This is a genomic window from Sorangium sp. So ce327 (genome assembly GCF_051530205.1).
Taxonomy (GTDB): domain Bacteria; phylum Myxococcota_A; class Polyangia; order Polyangiales; family Polyangiaceae; genus Sorangium; species Sorangium cellulosum_B.
Genome location: NZ_CP150330.1, coordinates 3,722,758 through 3,742,104, shown reverse-complemented (window position 1 = coordinate 3,742,104; position 19,347 = coordinate 3,722,758). Strand labels below are relative to the sequence as shown.

Sequence of the window (19,347 nt, the reverse complement as noted above, 5' to 3'; positions counted from 1 at the left end):
GCCGGGCGAGCCCGTCCCACGCACGACACGCCGCGGAGGAACCGCGGCGACGCCGTCAAACCGGGGATAGCCCGGACAACCGTGCCCGGAGCAGCCGCGATCGCCGGGAATAAACCCCAGGTTCAGCCGCTTCGGGTCGGCGCTGTTGACAGAGATCCACCCGCCGCTACGATGGCGCCGCCTTTCGCCTGGGTAATGGGTGATCCAGGGTGCCACAACGGCGCGCCCTCTGGTCAGTGCGGGGGGGATCGCCAGGGGCGAACGACGGAGCCGGGCGCTCCGCTTCTCAAGGAACCATCTAAGGAGGTCATTTTGGCTAGCGATGTGATGATCGAGGCGAGCTCGCTGACCAAGCGCTATGGGTCGCTGCGCGCGCTCGACAAGGTGAGCTTCGAGGTCCATCGCGGCGAGGTCGTCGGCTTCCTGGGACCGAACGGGGCCGGCAAGTCGACGACGATGCGCATCCTCACCTGCTTCCTCTCGGCGTCGGCCGGGACGGCGCGGGTCCACGGGTACGACGTCTTCGACGACCCGCTCGATGTCCGGCGCAAGCTCGGGTACCTGCCCCAGCGCGCCCCGCTCTACGGCGAGATGAACGTCTGGGAATACCTCTCGTTCGTCGCCGACATGCGCGGCCTCGATCAATCGCTCTTCAAGAAGCGAATGAAGGGGATCGTCGAGGTGTGCGGCCTCGCCCAGGTGCTCGGCAAGGACATCGGCACGCTCTCCCACGGCTATCGCCAGCGCGTCGGCCTCGGCCAGGCGCTCGTCCACGACCCCCCGATCCTCATCCTCGACGAGCCGACGAGCGATCTCGACCCGAACGAGAAGGCGGAGGTCATCCGCTACATCAAGGAGATCGGCAAGGAGCGGACGATCCTCCTCTCCACCCACAACCTATCCGAGGTCGAGGCCGCCTGTGCCCGCGCCATCGTCGTCTCCAAGGGGCGCGTCGTCGCCGACGGCCCGCTCGACGAGATCCGCGCCAAGAGCGGCAAGGTCCGGTACGTCGTCACCGTCCACGAGAAGAAGGTCTTCGAGGGCGGCGACGGTTACCGGTCGGGCGCGCGCAAGCCCCCGACGGCCCAGGAGGTCCAGGAGGCGCTCTCCGGTCTGCCCGGGGTCACCAGCGTCACCGAGCTGCCGACCGGCGACAGCGCCCACAGCTTCCAGCTGCTCGGCGCGCTCGGCGGCGACATCCGGCCCGAGCTCTTCCAGCTCGTCGTGCAGAAGGGCTGGCTCCTCCTCGAGATGCGGCGCGACTCGCAGAGCCTCGAGGACGTGTTCAAGGCGCTCACGCGCGGCGACGAGCGCAAGGACCGCGGCCGCAAGCTGATCACCGACGACCTCGACGACGAGGACGAGGCGAGCGCGTCGGCCGACGACGAGGACGACGACGAAGACGACGAAGACGACAGCGCCGGCGACGAAGCCAAGGACGGCGGCGACGGCGGCGAGGACGAAGGCGCAGAGGAAGAAGCGCCCGCCAAGAAGAAGGGCTGAACGGTATGAGCACCACCCTGACCATCGCGAAGCGGGAGTTCCGCTCCAACTTCGATTCCCCCCTGGCCTATGTCGTGATCTGCTTCGGGCTGATCGCGCTCGGCGTCATCTTCTTCCTGATGAACGGCGGCTTCTGGCAGGCGGACCGCGCCTCGCTCGTGCAGCTGTTCAGCTGGGCGCCGATAGGGCTCTCCTTCCTCATCATCCCCGTCATCACGATGCGGCTCCTCGCCGAGGAGAAGCGGAGCGGCACGCTGGAGATGCTGATCACCCTGCCCGTGCAGGATCACGAGGTCGTCCTCGGCAAGTTCCTCGGCGCGTGGGGGCTCGTCCTCGTGCTCGTCTTCTCGACGATCCTCTACCCGCTGATGATGTTCGTGTGGCCCTGGCACCTCGGCGCGCTCGACAGCGGGCCGGTGCTCTCGGGGTACATCGGCCTCGTGCTCTACAGCGCGGCGGCGGTGTCGATCGGCCTCCTCATCTCGTCGCTGACCGACAGCCAGGTGATCGCGTTCTTCATCACCTTCCTGGTGCTCGGCTTCCTGCACGGCGTGGACAACCTCGCCGACTACGCCCCGTCGCTCTTCCGCGACGTCCTCTCCTTCATCAGCTTCGACACCCGCCTCACGCCGTTCGCGCGCGGCATGGTGTCCACCCGAGACATCGTCTTCTTCCTCTCGATCACAGCGGGCTGCCTCATGGCCTCGTTCAGGGCGCTCGAGCGCAGGAAGTGGGCGTAAGGACCAACCATGGAACGGAAAGCCAAAGCCGCGACGCAGACAGGCGTCTACCTGGCCATCGTCGCCGCCATCCTCGTGGCGGCCAACGTCATCTCGTACGGCGCCTACAAGCGCTTCGACATGACGAAGACCGAGAGGTTCACCCTCTCGAAGGGCTCGGCCCACCTCGTCCGCGAGGGGCTCAAGCAGGATCTCCAGATCGACGTCTACGTCACCCGGGGGCTCCCGAAGCACGAGGCGTTCATCCAGGACCTCACCGACCTCATGAACGAGTACGAGCAGGCCTCGAACGGCAAGCTCCACTACGCGATCATCGAGGCGAAGACGGACGAGCAGCGCGCCGCCGCCAAGGAGGCGGGCCTGCAGGAGGCCGCCTTCGGCGAGGGGAGCGAGACCGGCCAGGATCAGGCCACGATCACCCGCGGGTTCATGGGCATCGCCTTCAAGTACGGCAGCGAGAAGGAGGCGATCCCGATGCTCTCGCCGGACCAGGCGCAGGGCCTCGAGTTCTGGATCACGAACACCATCCGCGAGATCCGCGACAAGGCGGACGCCATCGACACCAAGATCGGCGTCGTGACCGGCAAGGATGAGATCAAGCTGACGGACGCGAACCTCGTCGCGTCGCAGGGCGGCCGGGGCGGCGGCCCGTCGATGCGCGCGCTGCTCGAGCACCACTTCCCGTTCTACAAGTTCGAGGACGTCGACCTGAAGGGCGGCGACAGCGAGATCAACAAGGAGCTCGCCGGCCTCGTGATCACGCAGCCGGGCAAGGAGTTCACCGAGAAGGAGCTGCGCCGCATCGACCAGTTCATGATGCTCGGCAACAAGGCGCTCGCCGTGTTCGCCGGCGCGGTGAACCTCAAGGCGTCCGACCCGGCGATGAAGGCGTCGCTCAACACCTGGGGCCTCGAGAAGCTGCTCGACGGCTACGGCGTCGAGATGAAGAAGGAGGCGATCCTCGACTGGAGCCGCTCGATGGCCATCCCGGTGCAGACGCAGTCGGGCCAGATGATGTGGTTCCGCGCGCCGGGCATCCTCCAGCTCCAGGAGGACAGCCGCTTCGACGAGAAGGAGCAGATCCTCGACTCGTCGTTCCCCGGCTTCTTCCGCCTCCCCGAGCTCGCCTTCCCCTTCCCGTCGACCCTCGTGCCGCACCCGGAGAAGCAGCCCGAGGCGACGATGAAGGTCGTCGCGCGCTCGACGCCGAGGACGACGGTCGACGCGTCCGAGGCCATCGACATGAAGTTCTCGGCCGACTGGAAGCCGAAGGGCGAGTACGCGCAGCGCGCGATCGCCGTGACGGTCGAGGGCAAGCTCAAGAGCGCCTTCGGCGGCCAGGAGGGGCTCGGGATCAGCGCCCCCGCGGAGAGCGCGGACAAGGGCCGGATCCTCGTGCTCTCGGCGTCGCAGTTCCTCGCGAACCCGTTCGCCCGCTCGGGCAACCCGCCCCCCATGCCGCCGCAGATGGCGATGATGGGCGGGATGGGCGGCGACGAGGATCTCCTGATGCTCTCGCAGCCGTACGCGCAGAAGTACCTGACCGCCACCATCCTGGCGTTCAAGAACACCCTCGACTGGATGGCGGGGGACAGCACGCTGCTCGCCGCGACCGCGAAGATGTTCGGCGAGACGAACCTGACCTACGCGGGCATCGAGAAGCCGAAGCAGGAGGCCACGGACGACGAGGCCACCCTGGCCAAGAAGGCCGAGGAGTACCGGGCGGAGCGCAAGACCGTGCAGCAGCGCGTGCAGTGGACGCTGACGCTCCTGCCGGCGGCGCTCTTCGCCGTGTTCGGCCTCATCCGGTGGCGGCGTCGCGAGAGCGCCCGCGAGAACATCACGCTCGACTGAGCCAGAGCCCCATCGGGTGAAAGAGCCATGAAGACCGAGCACAGAATCTACATCGCCCTCGCCGTCCTCGCGCTCCTCGGCCTCGGCGTGTACTTCACGCAGAAGAAGCAGAAGGACGAGCTCGCCGCGCACTCGGCGACCGCCGCCACGGCGGATCTGCCGAAGGTGGGGGTCTCGAAGGAAGACGTCGAGAAGGTCACGAAGATCTCGATCAAGAACGCCGACAAGTCCGACGTGACGCTCGAGAAGAAGGGCGACACGTGGGAGGTCACGAAGCCCGTCAACGCCAAGGCGAACGCGGCGAACGTGCGGAGCCTCCTCGACAACCTGAAGGAGCTCAAGCTGAAGGAGGTCATCGACCGGACGAGCGGCACGTACCCTCAGTACGAGCTCACCGACGAGAAGGCGGTCCACGTCGTCGCGTACAAGGGCGAGGAGAAGGCGCTCGACCTGTACTTGGGCAAGAGCGGCTCGCGCGGGCAGATGGCGCGCGTCGACGGGCAGGACGGCGTCTACGTCGCGGGCGGCTACTCGAGCTACCTCTACACGCGGGAGCCGAAGAACTGGCGCGAGACGTCGATCCTCAAGTTCGAGGACGAGAACGCCATCCAGGTCTCGGTCGAGAACAAGAACGGCCTGTTCAGCTTCTCGAAGAACGACGACAAGTGGGCCGGCACGTTCGCTCCGCGCGACAAGGGCGGCAAGCTGGGCGCGGCCTCCGCGAAGTGGGAGAAGTTCGACGAGGCCAAGGTGAAGGACCTGCTGCGCGCCTACAAGAACCTCGGCGCGGAGGACTTCGGCGACGAGAAGTCGGACACCGGGCTCGACGCGGCGGCCTCGAACGGCGGCATCATCACGATCAAGCTGAAGGACAACGCGGGCGACTTCACCGTCAAGGTGGGCAAGACCGCGAAGGGGTCGAGCCGCTACGCCACGAAGGAAGGCGGCGACGGCACGATCTACGTCCTGTCGTCGTGGTCGGCCGACTGGGCCCTCGCAGAGCCGAAGAGGTTCGAGAAGACCGAGAAGAAGGACGACAAGAAGGGCGAAGACGCCCATGAAGATGAGGCGGCGGGCCACATGGGCCTGGACGACGGCGAGTAGCAGGCGACGTCGCGTGTGAGAGCGGGAGGCGCTGGGAGACCGGCGCCTCCTTGCATTTTGTGCGCCCGCCTCCCGAAGCCCCGCCGGCGAGACAACCTCAACCTGGGTCGGCGCCGGCAACCTCAACCTGGGTCGGCGTCAACCTCAACCTGGGTCGGCGCCGGCAACCTCAACCTGGGTCGGCGTCAACCTCAACCTGGGTCGGCGCCGGCAACCTCGACCTGGGTCGATGCAATCCAATCGGCCCGGTGTGGCTCTCGCGTCACGCGAACCTCGATTCGCACTCAGGGGCCGATGTGACGAATATTCGACGCACTCTGCGCACGATTTTTCGTCACCTATGACCCTCGCGCCCGGGGGAATCAGAGGCGTTCACGGCGGAATCAAGCCCAAACCCTGGATTCCCGTGTTTTCTGTTTGCCCTGGCTCGATTTTCGCTTATGGCTGCGCTCACTCAGGCCCCCCGCTGTCCTTACCGGACGGATCACTACGTCCGGCCGACCTGAGCCGCCAGAGAGCCTATGCGCACGTTCGTCGAAGTCCTTCAGCAGAATTCGGTGCACGCCGACCGCGCAGTCACGTTCGTTCGCAGCTCCGGGGAGGAGCGGGCGATCAGCTACGCCGAGCTCTGGCTCGAGGCGAAGCGCCGAGCGTACGCGCTTCGCAAGCTCGGGCTCCGCAAGGGCGACCGCGTCGCGCTGATCCTGACGGAGGCCGACGAGTTCGTCCTGACCTTCGTGGGCGCGCTGACGGCAGGCATCGTCGCCGTCCCGATGTACCCGCCGCAGTCGCTGGCCAAGCTCGAGGCGTACGGCGAGACGGTGCAGCACATCCTCGAGGCGTCAGGCGCCAGCGTGCTCGTCACGAACGAGCAGCTCAAGGAGATGATCGACGCCTACCTCGCGGCGAACGGAGAGAGCCGTGAGGCCCTGCCAGGCCTGCGCGTCGTCCTCGAGCGCGATCTGCGCGCTGGCGATGGGTTCGACGCGTCCGAGGCATCCCACGCGGCCGAGCCCTGGCGCGTGTCCCTCGACGACCTCGCGTTCCTGCAGTTCACTTCGGGGAGCACCTCGCGGCCGAAGGGCGTGATGGTGACCCACCGCAACCTGACGGTGAACAGCCACGCCATCATGTTCGACGGGCTGCGCTCCACGCCGGAAGATCGCGGCGTCAGCTGGCTGCCCCTCTACCACGACATGGGGCTCATCGGCTTCGTCATCGCGCCGCTCTACGCGCTCGTGCCGGTGATGTTCCTGCCGACGACGGCGTTCATCCGCCGCCCCTCGCTCTGGCTCGACGCGATCCACAGGTTCCGCGGCACGATCACCTTTGCCCCGAACTTCGCCTTCGCCCTCGCCACGCGCGCCGTCACCGACGCGCAGGCGGGCAACTGGGACCTCTCCTGCGTGCGCGCGCTCGGGTGCGGCGCCGAGCCGATCCAGGCCGACGTGCTCCGCGCGTTCCTCCGCCGCTTCAGCGAGCGGGGGCTCCGCCCGGAGAGCATCCTTCCCTCGTACGGCATGGCCGAGGCCACGCTGGCGATCACGTTCAGCGACCTCAAGGCCCCGCTCACCACCGATCGCGTGGACGCGAAGGCGATGCAGGCCGGGAAGGCGTGGCCGGCGAACGGCGGCGCGTCGCTGGAGCTCGTCTCCTGCGGTCGCCCCCTCCCCTGCCACGAGCTCATCGTCGCGGGCCCCGACGGATCGCCGCTCGGCCCGCGTGAGGTCGGGGAGATCTGGGTGCGCGGCCCGAGCGTCGCCGCCGGCTACTTCAACGAGCCAGAGGCGACGGAGGCCGCGTTCGGAGGGGGCTGGCTGCGGACAGGCGATCTCGGCTATACGGTCGCCGGCGAGGTGTACCTGTGCGGCCGCTCCAAGGACCTCATCATCCTGGGCGGCAAGAACTACTTCCCCCAGGACATCGAGCGCATCGCGTCCTCCGTCGAGGGGGTGCGCGACGGCCACTGCGTCGCGTTCTCGTGCCTCACCGCCGAGGGGGCCGAGCGCGCGATCGTCGTCGCCGAGGCCAAGCGGAGCGTCGCCGGCGTCGCGCAGGCGATCACCCAGGCCGTGCGCTCCCAGCTCGGCGTGCAGCTGTCCGAGGTCGCGCTGATCAAGCGGGGGACGCTGGCGAAGACGTCGAGCGGGAAGGTGCGGCGCCGCGAGATGAAGCGGCGCTTCGAGGCCGGCGAGCTCGAGGTCGCCTCGGACATTGACGAGGGCGCGACGCCCTCTCCCCATGGCGACGTGGTCCGCGCGGGCGGCCCTGTGTCGCGAACCGAAGGGGGCCGCGCGGGCGGCGCCCCGGCACGTGTCGAAGGAGTCATCGATGGGATCCAGTAAGGCCGAGGTCGAGGTCAGCTACGACGTCTCGAACGAGTTCTTCAGGCTCTGGCTCGACGAGCGCATGAACTACACCTGCGCCGTCTACGAGTCCCCCGAGCAGTCGCTCGAGGCCGCGCAGCTGAACAAGCTCCGGATCCTGTCGGACTTCGCCAAGGCGGGGCCCGGGAAGAAGGTGCTCGACATCGGCTGCGGCTGGGGCGCGGCGCTCGAGTACGTGGCCACGGCGCGCGGCGTGACGCGCGCGGTCGGCGTCACCCTGTCCACCGCGCAGGCCGCCGAGGTGAACGCCCGGAAGATCCCCGGCGTCGAGGTGGTCGGCGGCGACTTCCGGACCTTCGCGACGGCCGAGCGGTTCGACAGCCTCATCTCGATCTGCATGATCGATCACCTGTGCTCGCCGGAGGAGGCGCGCCAGGGCAAGGCGATCGACATCTATCGGGCTTACTTCAAGAAGGCCTGGGAGCTCACGAACAAGGGCGCCTGGTTCGGCCTCCAGACCATCCTCCGCAACCGGACGCCGCGGATGACGCCCTGGGGCGGGCTCCCCGCCGGCACGAGGAGAGAGCTGGAGGACATCTACTTCGTCACGAAGGAGATCTTCCCCGGCGGCCTGAACCCTCGGCTCGAGGACATCATCCAGGCGGCGAACCCCTACTGGGAGGTGATGCAGGTCAACACGCGGCGCGAGCACTACCAGCGCACCACCGCGGAGTGGCTCCGCCGCCTCAAGCTGAACGAGAAGACCATCCGGTCGACGTGGGGGGACAAGGTCTTCGACGACTACGATCGTTACCTGTCGACGTGCGTGAACGCGTTCGACAAGCACTACAGCTCCCTCGCTCAATACGAGCTTCGCAGGATCGACTGAACCATGACGGACAAGACCAATCTGCTCGAGATTTTCAAGACGGTTGCCGCCCGGGTGGACAAGCGCGAGTTCCCCAATGTCACCGCGGCGTCTGTGATCACGGAGCTCGGCATCGACTCGCTCTCGATGATGCAGATCGTGGGAGAGATGGAGACCGAGCTCGGGATCATGATTCCGGACGAGGATCTGGTCGAGCTCATCACGGTGGGCGACCTCTGCAAGAAGGTCGGAGAGCGGCTGGAGGCGATCGTATGAGCCGGCTGGAGGAGAAGATCTTCCAGGAGTACATGACGTTCTTCGAGAAGGCGGAGCGCGAGCGCCGCTGGAACGTCTTCCAGGACATCCCGTGGGAGCGCGTGAACAAGGAGGCGAGCGAGGAGCTCGCCCTGTGCGCGGAGACCTTCTGCTCGGTCGAGATGTACCTGCCCGACTACGTGGCGAACGGCATCAACCTCGTGCGGAAATACTTCGGCCAGGCGTGGTTCCAGGCCAACTGGGCCTACGAAGAGTCGAAGCACTCGCTCACGCTGATGCAGTACCTCCTGCGCTCCGGAAAACGCACGGAGGAGCAGCTCAGCGATCTGCAGCACCAGATCTTCGCGAAGAAGTGGGACCTCCCGTTCCACACGCCGCGGCAGATGACGTTCTACGGCTGCGTGCAGGAGATGGCGACGTTCGTCATCTACGTGAAGCACCGGGAGCGGGCCGCGACGGAGGGCGACGAGTGCCTGCGGACGATCTACGACTACATCGCCCGCGACGAGATCGCCCATTGCCGCTTCTACCAGAGCGTCGTCAAGGTGCTGCTCGAGGAGGACCGGCCGGGGACGCTCGCGGACATGGCCCACGTGTTCGCGAACTTCGAGATGCCCGGCGTCGGGATCGTCCCGGACTACGACTCGCGCATCCTGAAGATGCGCGAGGCCGGCGTCGACCGGAACGTGTTCATCCAGAAGGTCTACATGCCGATCCTCAAGTACCTCGGCGTGAACCGGCACGAGATGCTCGCCGCCCAGCGCACCGCGCTCGATCTTCGCCGCGGCGGTGAGCGCCGTGACCCCTCGATCGAGGGCCTCGCAAGCGCTCCCAACCTGGACAACACTGCGCCCCAGGCGCTGTCCGCCTGAACCTTCCACCTCCCCCCCAACGAGCAAGAGCAGTCCGATGCGAAGGCGCGTCGTCGTGACCGGGATCGGCGCCGTTTGCCCGCTGGGCAACGACGTCGCGACCACCTGGCAGAACCTCCTCGCCGGCCGATCCGGCGTGGACTACATCCGCGATTTCCCCGTCGACAGGCTCCGCAGCGACATCGCAGCCAGCGTGAAGGGGTTCGATGTCGGGAGGTACCTGTCGCCCAAGGAGGCGGACATCTATGGCCGCGTGACCCACTTCAGCCTCGCGGCCGCGGTGGAGGCGCTGCGCGAGGCCGGCATCGTGCCGATCGAGCGCGCCTCTGGCGCGGAGGACGAGGCGGCGGAGCGCGCGGGCGCGCGGGCACAGGGCGCGCCGCTCGCCGCCGCGGCGCCGGCGAGCGGTATCGACCGGACCCGCGTCGGGTGCCTGATGTCCACGGGCATGGGGTCGGTCGAGATCTTCGAAGAGCAGGTCGGCAGGAGCGCGGCGCGCGGTCCGCGGGCCGTGTCGCCCTACTTCATCCCGGGGGTCATGCCGAACGGCGCGGCGGCGCTCATCTCCATGCGCTACGGGCTCATGGGGCCGTCGTACAACCTCGCGAGCGCGTGCGCGACGGGCACGCACTCGATCGCGACCTCGGCCCTCATGATCGAGGCGGGCGAGGCCGACGTGATGGTCGCGGGGGGCGCCGAGGCCGCGACGCGGCTCAACACCGTCGCGGGGTTCGGCAATGCGAAGGCGCTCGCCAGGGCCGTCGACGGCGACCCGGCGCGCGCGAGCCGCCCGTTCGACCGGCGCCGCCAGGGCTTCGTGATGGGCGAGGGAGCAGGCGCGCTCGTGCTCGAGGAGGAGCAGCACGCGCTCGCGCGCGGCGCGAAGCCGCTCGCCGTCGTGGCCGGCTTCGGGATGACCACGGACGCGGAGCACCTCACGCGGCCGCACTCGGGGGGGCTCGGGCTCGCGCTCGCGCTGGAGCGCGCCCTCGCCAGGGCGGGCACGGCGCCGGAGGCGATCGGCTACATCAACCCGCACGCGACCTCGACGCCGCAGGGCGACGCCGCCGAGGTGCTCGCGCTGCGGCGCGTGTTCGGCGAGCGCCTCGCGCGCATCCCGATCTCGGCGACCAAGTCGATGATCGGGCACCTGCTCGGCGGCGCCGGCGCCGTCGAGACGATCGCGGTCGTGTGCTCGCTGCGCGACCAGCTGCTGCACCCGTCGATCAACGTGGATGAGCTCGATCCGGAGTGCTCCCTGGACGTCGTGAGGGAGCGGCGGGCGGTCGATCTGCGTCACGCGGTGAAGTGCTCGGCGGGCTTCGGCGGGCACAACTGCGCGCTGGTGCTGGAGCGGGCGTAGCGCCGGCGACCGCGCCACGGCTGGCGGACGGCTGGCGGCCCCCCGCGCCCGGCCCTACGTGGGGCCCATGGCAGCCCACAAGAACAGGCTCGCGAGCGAGTCGTCGCCGTACCTCCTGCAGCACGCGCACAACCCGGTCGCGTGGTACCCGTGGGGCGCCGAGGCGCTCGATCTCGCTCGTCGAGAGGACAAGCCGATCCTCCTGTCCATCGGCTACGCCGCCTGCCACTGGTGCCACGTGATGGAGCGCGAGTCGTTCGAGGACGAGGCGATCGCCCGGCACATGAACGACCTCTTCGTGAACATCAAGGTCGACCGGGAAGAGCGGCCCGATCTCGACCACATCTACCAGCTCGTCGTGCAGCTCATGGGCCGGAGCGGCGGCTGGCCGCTGACGGTGTTCCTCACCCCGGATCAGCGCCCCTTCTTCGCGGGCACGTACTTCCCGCCGAAGGACGCGCTCGGCATGCCCGGCTTCCCGAAGGTGCTCGACAAGATCGCCGACGCCTTCAGGAACCGGCGCGACGACGTCGAGCAGCAGGCGCAGGAGATCACCGAGGCCATCGAGCGCGCTCAGCGCGCGCCGGCGCGCGCTGCAGGCGTCGTCGCGCCCGCGTCGTCCGATCTGCTCCGGCGCGCGTCGCGGCAGCTGCTCGCGCGCCTCGACCCCCGCCACGGCGGCATCGGATCGCGGCCGAAGTTCCCGAACACGATGGCGCTCGACGTGCTGCTCCGCCGCGGCGCGCTGGAGGGCGATCGCGTCGCGGCGGAGGGCGTCGAGCTCACGCTGGACAGGATGCGGGACGGCGGCATCTGGGATCACCTGCGCGGCGGCTTCCACCGCTACTCGACGGACGAGCGCTGGCTCGTGCCCCACTTCGAGAAGATGCTCTACGACAACGCGCTGCTCCTGCGCCTCTACGCCGACGGGTTCCGCGCGTTCAAGAAGCCGATCTACGCCGAGACGGCGCGCGAGATCGTCGGCTACCTGTTCGCCGAGATGCGCGACCCGGAGGGCGGCTTCTACGCGTCGCAGGACGCCGACTCCGAGGGGCGCGAGGGCAAGTTCTTCGTGTGGACGCTCGATCAGCTCCGCGACGCCGTCCGCGAGGATCAGCTCGCGTACGACGTGGCCCGCCTCGTCTTCGGCATCAGCGAGGAGGGCAACTTCGAGGACAGCGGCGCGACGGTGCTCTCGCAGCACCGCACGCTCGAGCAGGCCGCGGCGGTCATCGACGACGGCGCGGCAGGTGCCGCCTCGACCCACCTCGATCGGTGCCGCGATGCGCTCGCGCGCGCCAGGGTCGCGATGCTCGCGGCGCGCGACGCGAGGGCTCGACCGGCGCGCGACGACAAGGTGCTCGCGAGCTGGAACGGGCTGGTCATCGGGGCGCTCGCCGACGCCGGCCGCGCGCTGGACGAGCCCGCCTGGGTCGACGCCGCGGCGCGCGCCTTTGCGCTGCTCGAGCGGAAGCTCATCCGCGGCGGCCGCGTCGGCCGTTATCTCAAGGACGGCGCGCCTGCAGGCGCGAAGAGCGAGCAAGGCGGCTCCGGGGCGGCCGTGGGCGACGTCCGGCCAGGGTTCCTCGACGACCAGGCGTACCTCGGGAACGCGGCGCTCGACCTGTACGAGGCCACCTCCGACCCGCGCTACGTCGACGTCGCGCGCGCGATCGCCGACGCGATGATCGCGCACCACTGGGACGAGGCCGCGCCCGGGTTCTTCTTCACGCCGGACGACGGCGACGCGCTGATCGCGCGCACGCAGGACATCTACGACCAGGCCGCGCCCTCGGCCGCCTCGATGGCGGCGCTCCTCTGCCTGCGCCTCTCCGAGATCGCCGACGAGCGTTACCGCTCACCGGCAGAGCGGCAGCTGGACGTCCTCGCGCCGACGGCGCTCGAGAACTCCTTCGGTCTCGGCCAGACCGTGTGCGTGCTCGACCGCCTGACGCGCGGTGCAGTGACGGTCGTTGTGGTCGGCGAGGCGGGCTCGGCGTCGGCGGCCGAGCTCGCGCGCGAGGCGTTCAAGGCGTACCTGCCGAACCGGGCGATCGTGCTCGTGGACCCGGCTCGGCCGGAGAGCGCCGCGGCGGTGAAGGTCGTCGCCGAGGGCAAGCCCGCGCGCCCTGACGGGGCGGTCGCCTACGCATGTCGCGGGCGGACGTGCTCGGCGCCCGTCAGGACGGCGGCCGAACTCAAGGCGCTGCTGGCGTAACGCGGCACGCGCCGAGCTCGCACGGGCCTCGATCCGGCGCGCCTCCGCAGGTGCATCCAGACACCGGGCCCGGCGCATGGGTCTGCGCGCATCCACGTCCGACGCCTTCGGCGCGGGCGTCGCTCGGAGCGCAGACCTCCACGTCGAGCCTCGAGTCATCGTCGAAGTCGGTAACGAAGGTACAGCTGCAGCGGTAAGGCGTGCCCTGCTCAGGGCGGCACGCCGACGAGAGCACCACGCACAGCAGGGCTCCCGCGCGCGCCGCCCGGATGGGCCACCTACGGCGTGACGGTACCGCCACCCTTGTCGCCGCCAGCCTTGTTCCCGCCCGTGTTGCTCTCGCGGATGTGGAACTCGACGCGCCGGTTCTTCTGGCGCCCGGCCTCGGTGTTGTTGTCGTCGATCGGCCGCTTCGGACCAAAGCCCGCCGCCGTGAGCCGGGCGGGATCGATGCCGCCCCGCTCGATCAGGTACGTCCTGACCGAGTGAGCGCGATCGTTCGAGAGCTTCTCGTTGAGCTGGTCCGAGCCCCGGTTGTCGGTGTGGCCCTCGATCGCGACGAGCGTGATCTCGGGGTTCACCTTCAAGAGCCGGACGACCTCGTCCAGGATGCTGTAGCTGTTCTGCAGGATCCTCGCGCTGCCGGTCGCGAACTGCACCTGCTTCAGGATCTGGATCTCGCTCGACCCCGTGATGCGGCGGATGAACTGCGGGCAGCCGTTCTTCGTCGGCTCGGGGCTCGGCTGGCCCGGCTCCTTGGGGCAGGCGTCCTTCGCGTCCGGGATGCTGTCCTCGTCGGCGTCGTCCTCCGGGCAGCCGTCGGCGTCGTTGATCTTGTCGAAATCCTCGGGTTGATCCGGGCACTTGTCGCTGGTGTCGGGGATGCCGTCGCCGTCCCGATCGGGCAGCGCCGGGCAGCCGTCGTCGGCGTTCGGCGGCTTGCCGTCCTCGGGATCGGTCGGGCAGAGATCGATGTCGTCCGGGAGCCCGTCCTTGTCCGTATCCGCGGCGCGCGGCGGGACCGCCTGGAAGCGCCTGCCGGGAGACACGGGCTCGACATCCTTGATGCCGAACGAGTAGCCGACGACCGCGACCATCCGGAAATCCGGCGCGTAGCCGCCCGACAGCCGCGTCCCGGCGCCGACCCCGAGCCACCCCTTCTTCCGCTGATCGAGCGCGAGCCGCCCCTCGGCCATCCACTCCAGCGGCGTGTTGTCGCCGGTGAACGTCGTGTCGCGGCCGAGGCCCGTCGATCCGAAGATCTGCGCGCCGAGCCGCAGCGCCCCGTTCCGCAGCGGGAGGAAGCCGCCGATCCCCCACCTCCACTCGTTCGTCACGGTGAAGTCGTTGAGCGATGAGTACGGACGGAAGTGCACCCCGGTGTTCAGGACGAAGAACATCGACTTGAGATCGATCTCACCCGAGAGCCCGATCATCGCGCTCGCGGCGTTGTCGCCCGAGAACGAGAGCTTGCTGCCGGTAGGCACCCACGCCGTCGCGTTGGCGCCCAGCTTGAAGAAGCGATCCTCGGTGCGGTACAGGATCGCCCGCCCGTCGAGCCGGATGTCCATGAGCGCGGCGGTCGACGGGCTCGCCGCGTCCTCCGCGCCGACGACGCTCGGGTCGTTCGTCGGGTTGCTCGTCTGGAGGGCGATGATCGGCAGCCCCACCTGGAGCGAGAAGCGGTCGAGCAGCTCGACGCCCCCGTTGAAGTAGCCGATGAGCTGCGAGGACACCGGCGAGCCGTGTTCCCTGCTGAACCGCCCCGCGGCCTGCTCGTCATTCAGCATGTTCTCGACCCGGAAGGGATTGAGGCCGAGGCCGAGCCCGAACTGCCCGAAGAAGCGCGTCTCCGGCGCCACCTGTGGTCGCCAGAGCGCGATCGAGTCGTCGGGAGCGCCGGCCATGTAGAGCCGGTCCAGGTAGAACGTTCTCGTCTGCGCGCTCACAGGGAGCGCGCTCAAGAACAAGGCTCCCGCCGCAGCAGCCGCCAGCGCGCGTCGCTTGACGCCCCGTGCGGGCGCGTGCTGCTTTTCCCCCTCATGTCCTCCGGTGCGCGTCAAATTCCCTCCTGTGACCCGCTTTTGAACGACCGTTGCGGTCGATCGGAGGCTACACGCTAACCCAGGCCTCTAGAAAGGTGAGAGAGAACGGCGAACGTGGGCAACGCGCGTAACCGTGCGCGTAACCGTACGCGTAACCGCGCATCACCACGTCGTCTGGTGTTGACCTGGGCCAAATGCCGTGCTTTCTTGCGCGCCCGCTTGACGTGCGGCCAGGATGCCGCCGTTCGCGCTCCAGACCGAAGGACCACCAGCCATGAAGCGCACCTACCAGCCCCATAACACCCGCCGCGCCCGGACCCACGGCTTCCGTGCGCGTATGGCGACCGCCGGCGGTCGCAAGGTCATCAACAACCGCCGCCGCAAGGGCCGCGCCCGGCTCGCGCCCAGCATCTACAAGAAGTAACGCGGCGGTGATGGCGCCAGCGCAACCGCGCTCGTCGGCGTCCTCCTCCACGTTCCCGCGCGAGCGCCGCATTCGCAGGCGGGCAGAATTTGTCCGCATCCAGAACGGTGGTCATCGCGTCAGCACCCGCCACCTGCTGATCCTCGTCGCGGCCCCCACCGAGGGCGCTGCTCGCGGCGAGGCCCCCCGCGGCACGAAGAGCGCTGCCGCGCCTGTCCCATCGGGGGCGCCTCGCCTGGGCCTCGTCGCCTCGCGCAAGGTGGGCGGCGCTGTGGCGCGCAACCGCGCGAAGCGCCTGCTCAGGGAGGCGTTCCGGAGATTCCCGGAGCTCTTCCCTGAGCGCGTCGACATCGTGGTGATCCTCCGCACTGGCGCCGGCTCGCTCGGCCTCGATGACGTCCTCACGGAGCTTCGTGGCGTGGTTCCGGTGCTCCGCCGCCGGGCGAAGGAGGCGCTCACCGCCGCGTCGCGCGCGCGAACGGAGGTCATGGCCGAGCGCAGCGCAGGCGATCCGCCGGCGCCCGCGCCAGACCAGACTGACCCGACCGACGGCTAGAAGGAAGATGGCGCGGCATACCTTGCGCCGTGGTGCGCTGGGCCCCAAGCTCCTCGCTCTCTCACGGCTCACCGCATGCTGGCGACGCTCCTCCTCGCGCTGATCCGCGCCTACCAGATGACGCTCTCCAGGCTCATCGTGGCGTTGATGGGCCCGGTCTGTCGGTTCGAGCCCTCCTGCTCGCGCTACGCCGCCGCCTGCATCGTGGACCATGGTGCGCTCCGGGGGAGCTTGCTTTCGCTCAAGCGACTGTGTAGGTGTCACCCGTTTCATCCAGGCGGGTTCGACCCTCCGCCACCACCTCGTCTTCGCCGTGCCGCGGCTGCCCGGATGCCGCGTCAACGGGACGCTGACCCGCGGGATACGACACGCTGTTCGTCTACTGGCGCGGAGCTCGCCTCGCGCGCCTCATCCCCTTGTCGAGCGGGCTTCAGCGGCCGGGTCACCCTCATGGACTAATCCCGCTCGGCCATCGACAAGGCCCCCTGCGGCACGGCGCCCGACACGCCGCGGAGCGGAGCCCGCACGGAGCGACCCTGGGCAGGCTCGTGAGGCGTCACGAGACGCCCGCAGCGAAGGGCGCGGCTCGAGATCCTGGGATCGACGAAGGACTTCATGGAACGCAGCAATATCGCCAAATGGCTGTTCCTCGGCCTCGCCATCATCCTGTTCTTCCAGTTCGGCAAGCCGCTCCTCTTCGGTGAGGGCGCGCCGCAGCTCCAGCCGCTCGACGTCAACGACAGCACGGCCCCCGCCGAGCGCGCGCCCGCGGAGACGTGCGTCATCGACGGAGATCGCTTCAAGGCTGAGCTGTCGACGCAAGGCGGGTCGCTCCGGCACCTCTGGATGACGGACCCGAAATACACGACGGGGAACGGCGAGCGCAGGCCGATGGACCTGGTGACGACCTCGCTCGAGTCGCGGATGCCTCTCAGGACGGACCTGCACCTGCCTGGCGGCAGTGCGCAGCAGGTGCCGTTCGACGACCTCGACTGGAAGCTCTCGGCGCAGGACGGCAAGAGCTGCACGTTCACCTACGCCGACAGCGCGACGAGGCTCACCAAGGTCGTCGCGGCCACGGGGCGTCCCTTCGAGCTCTCGGTGCAGATGACGGTCGAGAACCTCGCGCAGGAGCCGCGCAAGCACCGGCTCGCCGTCGAGCAGACCGCGTGGCGGACCCAGAAGGAGACGGAGGGCCATCTCGGCCTGATCTCCGAGTGGATCACCGAGACGGTCGCCGCGACCGACCAGAAGACCGAGCGTCAGCTCCCCGACGCCTTCGAGCCCGGCGACTTCAAGGACCCGGAGTTCACCGCCGAGCGCTGGCGGCGCACCCCGGGCAACGCGCGGTTCGCCGCGGTCTCGAGCAGCTACTTCAGCAAGATCGCGATCCCGCTGGAAGGGCCAGGGCAGCCCACGGCCGAGACGCAGATCGAGGACGTCTGGGATACATCGAAGTTCCAGGACAAAAGCAAGGACCCGAGCTTCGGGCACGTCTATCGCGCGCGGCTCGCCTATCCGGAGCACGAGCTCGCGCCCGGCGGCGCGGTGACCTACAAGCTCCTGTCCTTCACCGGGCCGAAGGAGCGCGAGCTGCTCGCCGCCGTCGACCACGGGGCGAGCGAGGTCATCAACCTCGGCTGGTTCTCGCCGATCGCCAAGCTCCTCGTCTCGTACCTCTACGTCCTCTACGGCGCCGTGGGCAGCTGGGGCTGGGCGATCGTCCTGCTCACCATCACGGTCCGGCTCCTGCTCTTCCCGCTGAGCATCCAGCAGATCAAGAGCGCCGCGGCGATGCGCAAGCTCAAGCCGGAGATGGATGAGATCAACGCGAGGTACAAGGACGACGCCGCCCAGCGCGGCCTCGCGATGCAGGAGCTCTGGCGCAAGAACAAGGTCGCGAACCCGGTCGTCGGCTGCTTCCCGATGCTGCTCCAGATGCCGGTATGGTTCGCCCTCTACACCGCGCTCCAGACCGCGGTGGAGCTCTACCACACCCCGTTCGGCCCCGTGATTCCGGACCTGTCGGCCCCGGGAAAGTACTTCATCATTCCCATCGTCCTCGGCGGCTCGAGCTTCATCCAGCAGAAGCTCATGCCCCCGCAGGGCGACCCGGCGCAGCAGAAGATGATGCTGTACCTGATGCCCGGCATCTTCACCGCGATGATGCTCTTCCTCCCGGCCGGCCTCGGCGTTTACATGTTGACGAACACCTGGCTCGGCATCGGGCAGCAGGTGCTCGTCGAGCGCTACCTGAAGGCGAAGAACGAACGGGCCGGCGGCATCCAGGTGCGAGAGGTCGCGAGCGCGGAGCCCCAATCCGCGATGAAGAAGACTCCGGGCGACGACGACAAGTCGGCCCCTGCTCTCGGAAAGGGAAAAGCACGTGTCCGTGGATAGTGAAGTTGCCGAAAGGGGAATCGACGCAGCGGACGTCGATGTCGATGCCGAGGCGCAGGGCGCTGGCGACGCGGCCGAGTTCGAGGAGGATGGGCGCGCCGACGTCGCGCTCGACTTCGTCATCGATGTGCTCGCGGCGATGGGCATGGACTGCACCGTCGACCTCCTCGAGAACGAGGAGGAAGATCCGCCCGAGGAGATCCGGCTCGAGATCGAGGGGAAGGACGCGGGCCGCGTGATCGGCAAGAAGGGGCAGACGCTCTCGGCGCTGCAGTTCCTCGCCAACCGCGTGATCAACCGGCCCGGCAAGAAGCGGCGTCATGTGATCATCGACGCCGAGGGCTACCGGCAGCGGCGCGAGGACACGCTCTCTTCCATGGCGCGCAGGCTGGGCAAGCAGGCAGTCGAGGAGGGCAAGATCATCACCTTCGAGCCGATGAACCCGCAGGACCGCCGCGTCGTCCACCTGGCGCTGGCGAAGTTTCCGGGCGTCGTCACCAAGAGCGACGGCGAGGGAGAGGCCCGCCGCGTGCAAATCATCCCCGTTCGCCGCTGAGGCAGTAGGCCCGGCAGGAAACGCGCACCAGACGCGCGCATCAAGAGCGACTGCGCGACTGCGCCGCTGCCGGCGTTGACACCGGATCGCCCGCATGCATAATGCCGCACCTCTCCGGTACCCCCCGGGGAGGTGCGCGGGCACGCGCTCGCGCCCATGTTCTCCCGGAACCGCAACCGGGTTCCATCTGCGTTCATCGCGTGAAGCACGAGGGCCGCGCGCGGCCCCCGCTCCGCCGGAC

16 protein-coding genes are annotated in these 19,347 nt (G+C 68.7%); 15 read left to right on the top strand and 1 reads right to left on the bottom strand.

What is annotated here, in order from left to right:
- Positions 1–312: 312 nt before the first annotated feature.
- The 10 genes from WME95_RS14190 (at position 313) to WME95_RS14145 (ending at position 13,125) form a co-directional block, all read left to right on the top strand.
- Entirely contained in the window at positions 313–1,503 is a 1,191-nt protein-coding gene (locus WME95_RS14190) for an ATP-binding cassette domain-containing protein (RefSeq protein WP_437908929.1), read from the top strand.
- A gap of 5 nt (positions 1,504–1,508) precedes the next feature.
- Positions 1,509–2,243 carry an ABC transporter permease gene (locus WME95_RS14185; protein ID WP_437552361.1) on the top strand — a complete coding sequence of 245 codons (735 nt, stop codon included), beginning with the start codon at positions 1,509–1,511 and terminating at the stop codon, positions 2,241–2,243.
- A 9-nt stretch (positions 2,244–2,252) separates the two neighbouring features.
- The gene (locus tag WME95_RS14180) at positions 2,253–4,097 is read left to right on the top strand and encodes a GldG family protein (RefSeq protein ID WP_437908928.1); all 1,845 of its coding nucleotides are present in this window, start codon (positions 2,253–2,255) and stop codon (positions 4,095–4,097) included.
- A gap of 27 nt (positions 4,098–4,124) precedes the next feature.
- Positions 4,125–5,201: a DUF4340 domain-containing protein gene (locus WME95_RS14175; RefSeq protein WP_437908927.1), complete on the top strand. Its 1,077-nt coding sequence runs from the start codon at positions 4,125–4,127 to the stop codon at positions 5,199–5,201.
- A 557-nt stretch (positions 5,202–5,758) separates the two neighbouring features.
- The gene (locus WME95_RS14170; RefSeq protein WP_437552358.1) at positions 5,759–7,546 is read left to right on the top strand and encodes a fatty acyl-AMP ligase; all 1,788 of its coding nucleotides are present in this window, start codon (positions 5,759–5,761) and stop codon (positions 7,544–7,546) included.
- A complete protein-coding gene (locus WME95_RS14165; RefSeq protein WP_437908926.1) occupies positions 7,533–8,417 on the top strand; it encodes a class I SAM-dependent methyltransferase in 885 nt (294 codons plus the stop codon). The genes WME95_RS14170 and WME95_RS14165 overlap by 14 nt, the downstream gene beginning before the upstream one ends.
- Before the next feature lie 3 nt (positions 8,418–8,420).
- Positions 8,421–8,672, top strand: coding sequence for an acyl carrier protein (locus WME95_RS14160; RefSeq protein WP_437281439.1), 252 nt, complete (start codon positions 8,421–8,423; stop codon positions 8,670–8,672).
- Entirely contained in the window at positions 8,669–9,544 is an 876-nt protein-coding gene (locus WME95_RS14155; protein WP_437908925.1) for an acyl-ACP desaturase, read from the top strand. Before WME95_RS14160 ends, WME95_RS14155 begins: the two co-directional genes overlap by 4 nt.
- Positions 9,545–9,581: 37 nt before the next feature.
- Positions 9,582–10,907 (top strand): beta-ketoacyl-[acyl-carrier-protein] synthase family protein, encoded by a 1,326-nt coding sequence (locus WME95_RS14150; protein WP_437908924.1) that lies wholly within the window; start codon positions 9,582–9,584, stop codon positions 10,905–10,907.
- Between the two features lie 67 nt (positions 10,908–10,974).
- Positions 10,975–13,125: a thioredoxin domain-containing protein gene (locus WME95_RS14145; RefSeq protein WP_437908923.1), complete on the top strand. Its 2,151-nt coding sequence runs from the start codon at positions 10,975–10,977 to the stop codon at positions 13,123–13,125.
- Between the two features lie 278 nt (positions 13,126–13,403).
- Here the strand turns inward: WME95_RS14145 and WME95_RS14140 are convergent, their stop codons facing one another.
- Positions 13,404–15,089, bottom strand: coding sequence for an OmpA family protein (locus tag WME95_RS14140; RefSeq protein WP_437908922.1), 1,686 nt, complete (start codon positions 15,087–15,089; stop codon positions 13,404–13,406).
- Between the two features lie 355 nt (positions 15,090–15,444).
- Between WME95_RS14140 and rpmH the strand changes: the two genes are divergently transcribed.
- The 5 genes from rpmH (at position 15,445) to WME95_RS14115 (ending at position 19,106) form a co-directional block, all read left to right on the top strand.
- Complete coding sequence (gene rpmH, locus WME95_RS14135; RefSeq protein WP_061605775.1) at positions 15,445–15,594, top strand: 50S ribosomal protein L34; 150 nt, start codon at positions 15,445–15,447, stop codon at positions 15,592–15,594.
- A 10-nt stretch (positions 15,595–15,604) separates the two neighbouring features.
- Positions 15,605–16,150: a ribonuclease P protein component gene (gene rnpA, locus WME95_RS14130; protein WP_437908921.1), complete on the top strand. Its 546-nt coding sequence runs from the start codon at positions 15,605–15,607 to the stop codon at positions 16,148–16,150.
- A gap of 75 nt (positions 16,151–16,225) precedes the next feature.
- Positions 16,226–16,609 (top strand): membrane protein insertion efficiency factor YidD, encoded by a 384-nt coding sequence (gene yidD, locus WME95_RS14125; protein ID WP_437908920.1) that lies wholly within the window; start codon positions 16,226–16,228, stop codon positions 16,607–16,609.
- A 156-nt stretch (positions 16,610–16,765) separates the two neighbouring features.
- Positions 16,766–18,550 (top strand): membrane protein insertase YidC, encoded by a 1,785-nt coding sequence (gene yidC / locus WME95_RS14120; protein ID WP_437552349.1) that lies wholly within the window; start codon positions 16,766–16,768, stop codon positions 18,548–18,550.
- On the top strand, positions 18,543–19,106 hold the full coding sequence (locus tag WME95_RS14115) for a protein jag (protein WP_231864816.1): 564 nt from the start codon (positions 18,543–18,545) through the stop codon (positions 19,104–19,106). Before yidC ends, WME95_RS14115 begins: the two co-directional genes overlap by 8 nt.
- Positions 19,107–19,347 lie beyond the last annotated feature (241 nt).

Excerpts from the sequence above, each read along its gene's own strand:
- WME95_RS14185 (WP_437552361.1), top strand. The coding sequence starts at position 1,509 with ATGAGCACCACCCTGACCATCGCGAAGCGGGAGTTCCGCTCCAACTTC.
- WME95_RS14180 (WP_437908928.1), top strand. The coding sequence starts at position 2,253 with ATGGAACGGAAAGCCAAAGCCGCGACGCAGACAGGCGTCTACCTGGCC.
- WME95_RS14175 (WP_437908927.1), top strand. The coding sequence starts at position 4,125 with ATGAAGACCGAGCACAGAATCTACATCGCCCTCGCCGTCCTCGCGCTC.
- WME95_RS14165 (WP_437908926.1), top strand. The coding sequence starts at position 7,533 with ATGGGATCCAGTAAGGCCGAGGTCGAGGTCAGCTACGACGTCTCGAAC.
- WME95_RS14160 (WP_437281439.1), top strand. The coding sequence starts at position 8,421 with ATGACGGACAAGACCAATCTGCTCGAGATTTTCAAGACGGTTGCCGCC.
- WME95_RS14155 (WP_437908925.1), top strand. The coding sequence starts at position 8,669 with ATGAGCCGGCTGGAGGAGAAGATCTTCCAGGAGTACATGACGTTCTTC.
- WME95_RS14150 (WP_437908924.1), top strand. The coding sequence starts at position 9,582 with ATGCGAAGGCGCGTCGTCGTGACCGGGATCGGCGCCGTTTGCCCGCTG.
- WME95_RS14145 (WP_437908923.1), top strand. The coding sequence starts at position 10,975 with ATGGCAGCCCACAAGAACAGGCTCGCGAGCGAGTCGTCGCCGTACCTC.
- rpmH (WP_061605775.1), top strand. The coding sequence starts at position 15,445 with ATGAAGCGCACCTACCAGCCCCATAACACCCGCCGCGCCCGGACCCAC.
- rnpA (WP_437908921.1), top strand. The coding sequence starts at position 15,605 with ATGGCGCCAGCGCAACCGCGCTCGTCGGCGTCCTCCTCCACGTTCCCG.
- yidD (WP_437908920.1), top strand. The coding sequence starts at position 16,226 with ATGCTGGCGACGCTCCTCCTCGCGCTGATCCGCGCCTACCAGATGACG.
- yidC (WP_437552349.1), top strand. The coding sequence starts at position 16,766 with ATGGAACGCAGCAATATCGCCAAATGGCTGTTCCTCGGCCTCGCCATC.